Consider the following 4,802-nt stretch of genomic DNA (forward strand, 5'->3'; position numbering starts at 1 on the left):
GGAACGACTGATCGCCCAACTGGACCAAGCCGCGCAGCTTGGCGAGCTTCTGTTCCTTGGTAACGGCAGCGGACGTCGCGGTCCCCGCAGTCTTCGGCCGGTGCGGCGTCCCGGCCGACGTCGCCGTCCGGTTCCCCGGGGTCGGGGAAGGCCCGCAGCCGGGCGTCCGGATCGATCCACCGCACCGACGGCGCGTCGAGGCACGCCTCCGCGTGCGACACATGGCCGCGCCGCCCGGCGGGCATCGGCTGCGGGTCGCGGATCAGGGCGTCCGGCGGCAGCCCGCAGGCGAACAGCAGCTCGGCCGTCTCGTGGACGAACCCGGGCGGACCGCAGAGATAGACGCTCTCGTCGGCCCAGTCCCGGCGGGCCCGCAGATGCTCGTGGAGCCGCTCGGCCGCCCGGATCAGGCCCTCGCCCCGCTCCTCGTACCACCAGTAGGCGCTCAGCCACGGCCGGTCGCGCAGCAGACCGTCCAGGAACGCCCCGTCGTAGAAGTGGGCCTCACCGCTGGCGACCGCGTCCACCCGGATCCGGGGCGCGGGGCGGCGGCGCAGCAGTTCCGCGAGGACCGGCTTGACCGGCGCCCAGCCCGTACCGGCGGCGATCAGCGTGACGGCGGGCGTACCGGGCGCCGGGGCGAGCGCCGAACCCGACGCCGGGCCGAGCCGGAGCCGCTGTCCGGGCCGGGTCGCGTCGCACAGCACCCGGCTGAGCCGCCCGCCGGGCACCCGGCCCACATGGAACTCCAGGACGCGTTCCCGCTCGGCCGCGCCCGCGGGGGTCGGCCGGAACACCCCCGCCAGGGAGTAGGGCCGCCACACCCCGGGCAGATCCTGGTGCTCCAGGGTGGCGTACTGCCCCGGCAGCCAGGGGTAGGGGGTCCGGACGGCGGCCCGGATCACGGCGGTGTGATCGCCGTGCAGCCGGTGGGTGAGGACCGTCGCCTCCCAGCAGACGGTCTCCCGGGCCGCGGCGGAGCGGCGGGCCCCGGCCGTCATATGGGCGGCGACCCCCTCGTACGTCCGCAGCCAGGCGGCCTCGGTCCGGGGGTCCCAGGTGGCCTGGGAATGATGGCGGAGGGCGGCGACCAGACTGGCGCCGACCGCCGGATAGTCCGCGTCCGCCACCCCGAATCTGCGGTGGTCGCGGCCGAGCCGTTCCAGCCGGGCGGGCAGGCCGGGATGGGTCAGATGCTCCACGACATGGACCAGGGCCGAGAACATCCGGTCGTACTGGTCGTCCATCACCTCGGGAAACAGGGACCGCAGATGGGGATGGCGGCTGAACAAATGGGCGTAGAAGTAGCGGATCACATGCCCCGAGCGGCGTCTGACCCGCTCCAGGCTGGTCCGGACGGCGGCGATATCGCCCTCGCCGCCCGGTAACACCGCGCCTCGGCGGCCCGGTGCGCCGGGTGACGTCGAGGACGTCCCGGCTCCTTCGGCCCGGCCGCCGGGCCCGGCGTTGTCGTCGTCCATGTGGTTCCCCCCGGGGCCGCACGTCGCACGCCGCCCGGTGCGCGCGGGCGGCACCGGGCCAGCGCACCGTATCAACCCCGGGGCCGACAGGGGCCGTTGAACGCTGGATTTGTTTCGGCCGGGACGGAATCGATACACCCGGCGGCCCTCCGGTACGTCAAGCCGGTTACCCGCCGAAGCCGACCGGTTCCCGCGCCGAGGCGGCGGGTACCGGCCGGTGGCCGGAACCGGATTCGACGGGGTGACTCAGATGCCCTGCCACGCGGGCTTCGCCGCGTAGGTGGCGCGGAAGTAGTCGCCGAGCTTGAGCCGGGACGCCGCGGCCTCGTCCGCCACGATCGTGGCGTGCGGGTGGAGCTGGAGGGCGGAGGCGGGCACCAGGGCCGAGAGGGGCCCCTCGACGGCCTGGGCCACGGCGTCGGCCTTGGCCTCGCCGGTCGCCAGCAGCACCAGGTGGCGGGCCTCCAGGATGGTGCCGATGCCCTGGGTGATCACATGGTGGGGCACCTCGTCGACGCTGTCGAAGAAGCGCGCGTTGTCCTTGCGGGTCTGCTCGGTCAGCGTCTTGATCCGGGTCCGGGACGCCAGCGACGAGCAGGGCTCGTTGAAGCCGATATGGCCGTCGGTGCCGATGCCCAGCAGCTGGAGGTCCACCCCGCCCGCCTCGGTCAGCGCCCGGTCGTAGGCGGCACAGGCGGCCGCCACGTCGTCGGCGGCGCCGTCGGGGCCGATGAAGGAGGACTCGGGCAGCCCCAGCGGCTCCACGACCTCCCGCAGCACCACCGAACGGTAGGACTCGGGGTGGCCCGCGGGCAGGCCGACGTACTCGTCCAGCTGGCATATCCGCGCCTCGGACATCGCCACCTCGCCCGCCCGGACCTTGGCCGCCAGGGCCTGGTAGACGGGCAGCGGGGTGGACCCGGTGGCGACCCCCAGAAGGGCGTCGGGCTTCCGCCGCAGCAGGGCGGCCATGGCCTCGGCGATCAGTTCGCCGCCGGCGGCGGCATCCGGAACGATGACAACTTCCACGGAAGTCCCTGTCTGTGTGTGCGCACGCTGGGTGGCAGTCGGTCGGCGCAATGGTGTAGACCAATCTACCGGGTGTGAGGGCGTGCTGTCGCGTATCCCGCGCGAAAGCCGCCAGGTCACGAAGGTCACCGGTCAGGGACCCGCCACGACTTCCGCGAACGCGTCCCGGACCCCGACCGGCACTCCGCCCGGGCCAGGTCCCCGGCCCGGCCCGGGGACCTGCCGCCCCGGGGCCTCGTCCGGACCGCCGCGCCCGTCAGCCGCCCGTACGGGGCAGCTCCTCGTAGAACCCCCGCAGAGCCGGGTAGTACGCCGAGAACGAGGGCAGCGGCACACCGGCGAACGACGCCGTGAACATGTCCAGGTAGTACTCCCAGCCGGGGCCGGTCTCCCCGAGCCCCGCCACCGGTCCCGCGGGCAGCAGATGGCGCAGCTCCACCGAGGTCCGGCCGCCTCCGGAGGACAGCAGGAACTCCAGCCGCCAGGACTCGGCCGCCGGGTCCGTCGCCACCAGCAGCCGCCGGGGCGGCTCGCACACCTCGATGACGAGCGGGCTCCACCCCGCCTCCTCCTCGAAGGCCGTACGCACCTCCACCGTCGCGCCGGGCCCCGGCTCGCCCCGCCACGGACCGAACCAGAGCGCCGTCCGCGCCGGGTCCGTCAGATGCGCCCAGACGTCCTTTGGCGGCGCGGTCAGCGTCCGGGCCAGGGCGAGCGCCGTACCGCCGTCTTCACATGTCAGCAAACGGCCGGTGGGGACGGGAGATGCCATGGCTCTGCTCCTTCACTCGGGTGCCCCCACGCTAGGACGTGCCACTGACAACGGCCCCCGGACGGCCGCCCGGGGCCGTCTTCCGGCCGGGCCGGAACCCGGAACGGCGGAGTCAGAACAACGGCAGCTGCCCCGGGAACACCGGCACCGCCACCCCGTCGAGCGACGGCTGGAGCACCGACTCGTACGGCGCCGTACTCCGCGAACCCGGGCAGGACACCAGCTCGGCGCCCGCCCGCGACGCGGCCGGGTCGTGCCGGGCGAACCGCCCCGCGACAACGGCGATCTCACGGAGACACACGGGACACGAACGACGACGAGCGACCATGGCACCAGTCTCCACCACGGGTCCGACAACGCCGCCCCGCCACCGCGCCGGGCGTCGCCGCGCGGCCGTCCGCCGGTATCGCGGGCATTCGGGGATACCCGGCGGCGGAGTGCGGCGGCTAGATGAATGAGTCCGATGTTTGTGCTGGTCGCGACTATGGCGAAGGGCGCCCGTTGGCCTGTGTGTGACTACCGACCTGGACGCCCTTCTGGCGGCACTGTACGTGTTCATCGACGACCATGTGGCGCCTTGCACGGGAGGTCGCCGGATCGGGCGGCCTCCGAAACTGACGGACGCCGAACTGTTGTGCCTGGCGGTCGCGCAGGTGCTGCTCGGCTTTCCGTCGGCCCGGCACTGGATCCGCTTCGCCCATGCCCGGCTGTCCCACCTGTTCCGTTACCTGCCCCAGCAGTCCGGTTACAACAAGCGGCTGAACGCAGCCGGGCCCCTCATCTCCCGGGTGATCGAGGCTCTGGCCCGGCAGGTTCCCACCTGGCACGACGACCTGCGTCTGATCGACTCCACACCCCTGCCCTGCGCCGCGTCGAGGGAGACCGTCAAACGCTCCGGCCTCGCCGGGCACGCGGGCTACGGCTACTGCCGCAGCCACTCCCGCTTCTTCTGGGGATTGAGGCTCTACGTGGTCACCACGGCGGAGGGCATGCCCGTGACCTGGTGTCTGGCGAACCCGAAGCTCGGCGAGCGGGAGGTGATGACCGCGCTGCTGGAACGCGATCACCACCTGATCCGCAAAGGCCAGGTGATCCTCGCGGACAAGGGCTTTGCCGGAAAGGACTTCGAGACCTTCCTCACCGACCGCCTCGGTGTTCACCTCGTGCGGCCGGACCGGAAGGACGAACCCGTCCGGCACGGCCGCCTCGCCCGCTCACGCCAGTGGATCGAGGCCGTCTTCGACACCCTCAAAGGCCAGCTCGGCCTCGAACAGCACGGTGGCAGAACCCCAGCCGGAGTGTTCGCCCGCACCGCCCAACGACTCCTCGCCCTCGCCACAGCCATCTGGCACAACTGGACCACCGGCGCCAAGACCAAACGCTCCCTCATCGCCTACGACCACTGAACCTTCGGACTCATTCATCTAGGGCGTGTTGCGAAAGTCCCGCCTGGCCCGCGACGCCCGGCACGCACACTCTCCCCCGTAGCCCTTCGGACACGGGGGTGCCCCCAGCGTTGT

5 protein-coding genes are annotated in these 4,802 nt (G+C 72.7%); 1 reads left to right on the top strand and 4 read right to left on the bottom strand.

The window, feature by feature from the left end:
- The 4 genes from AB0G74_RS34090 to AB0G74_RS34105 form a co-directional block, all read right to left on the bottom strand.
- The coding region (locus AB0G74_RS34090) for a globin domain-containing protein (RefSeq protein ID WP_361154546.1) at positions 1 to 1,481 on the bottom strand (1,481 nt) is incomplete at its 3' end.
- 246 nt (positions 1,482 to 1,727) lie between these two features.
- Positions 1,728 to 2,510, bottom strand: a complete 783-nt coding sequence (nagB, locus tag AB0G74_RS34095; protein ID WP_361154549.1) for a glucosamine-6-phosphate deaminase — start codon at positions 2,508 to 2,510, stop codon at positions 1,728 to 1,730.
- Positions 2,511 to 2,766: 256 nt separating this feature from the next.
- Positions 2,767 to 3,282, bottom strand: a complete 516-nt coding sequence (locus AB0G74_RS34100; protein WP_361154551.1) for an SRPBCC family protein — start codon at positions 3,280 to 3,282, stop codon at positions 2,767 to 2,769.
- 112 nt (positions 3,283 to 3,394) lie between these two features.
- Positions 3,395 to 3,610: a hypothetical protein gene (locus tag AB0G74_RS34105; RefSeq protein ID WP_361154554.1), complete on the bottom strand. Its 216-nt coding sequence runs from the start codon at positions 3,608 to 3,610 to the stop codon at positions 3,395 to 3,397.
- Positions 3,611 to 3,794: 184 nt separating this feature from the next.
- On the opposite strand from AB0G74_RS34105, the gene AB0G74_RS34110 reads away from it, so the two are divergent.
- Positions 3,795 to 4,688 carry an IS982 family transposase gene (locus tag AB0G74_RS34110; RefSeq protein ID WP_361154556.1) on the top strand — a complete coding sequence of 298 codons (894 nt, stop codon included), beginning with the start codon at positions 3,795 to 3,797 and terminating at the stop codon, positions 4,686 to 4,688.
- The last annotated feature ends 114 nt before the right edge of the window (positions 4,689 to 4,802 follow it).

Source organism: Streptomyces sp. NPDC020875 (genome assembly GCF_040641415.1).
In the GTDB taxonomy this organism is placed as follows: domain Bacteria; phylum Actinomycetota; class Actinomycetes; order Streptomycetales; family Streptomycetaceae; genus Streptomyces.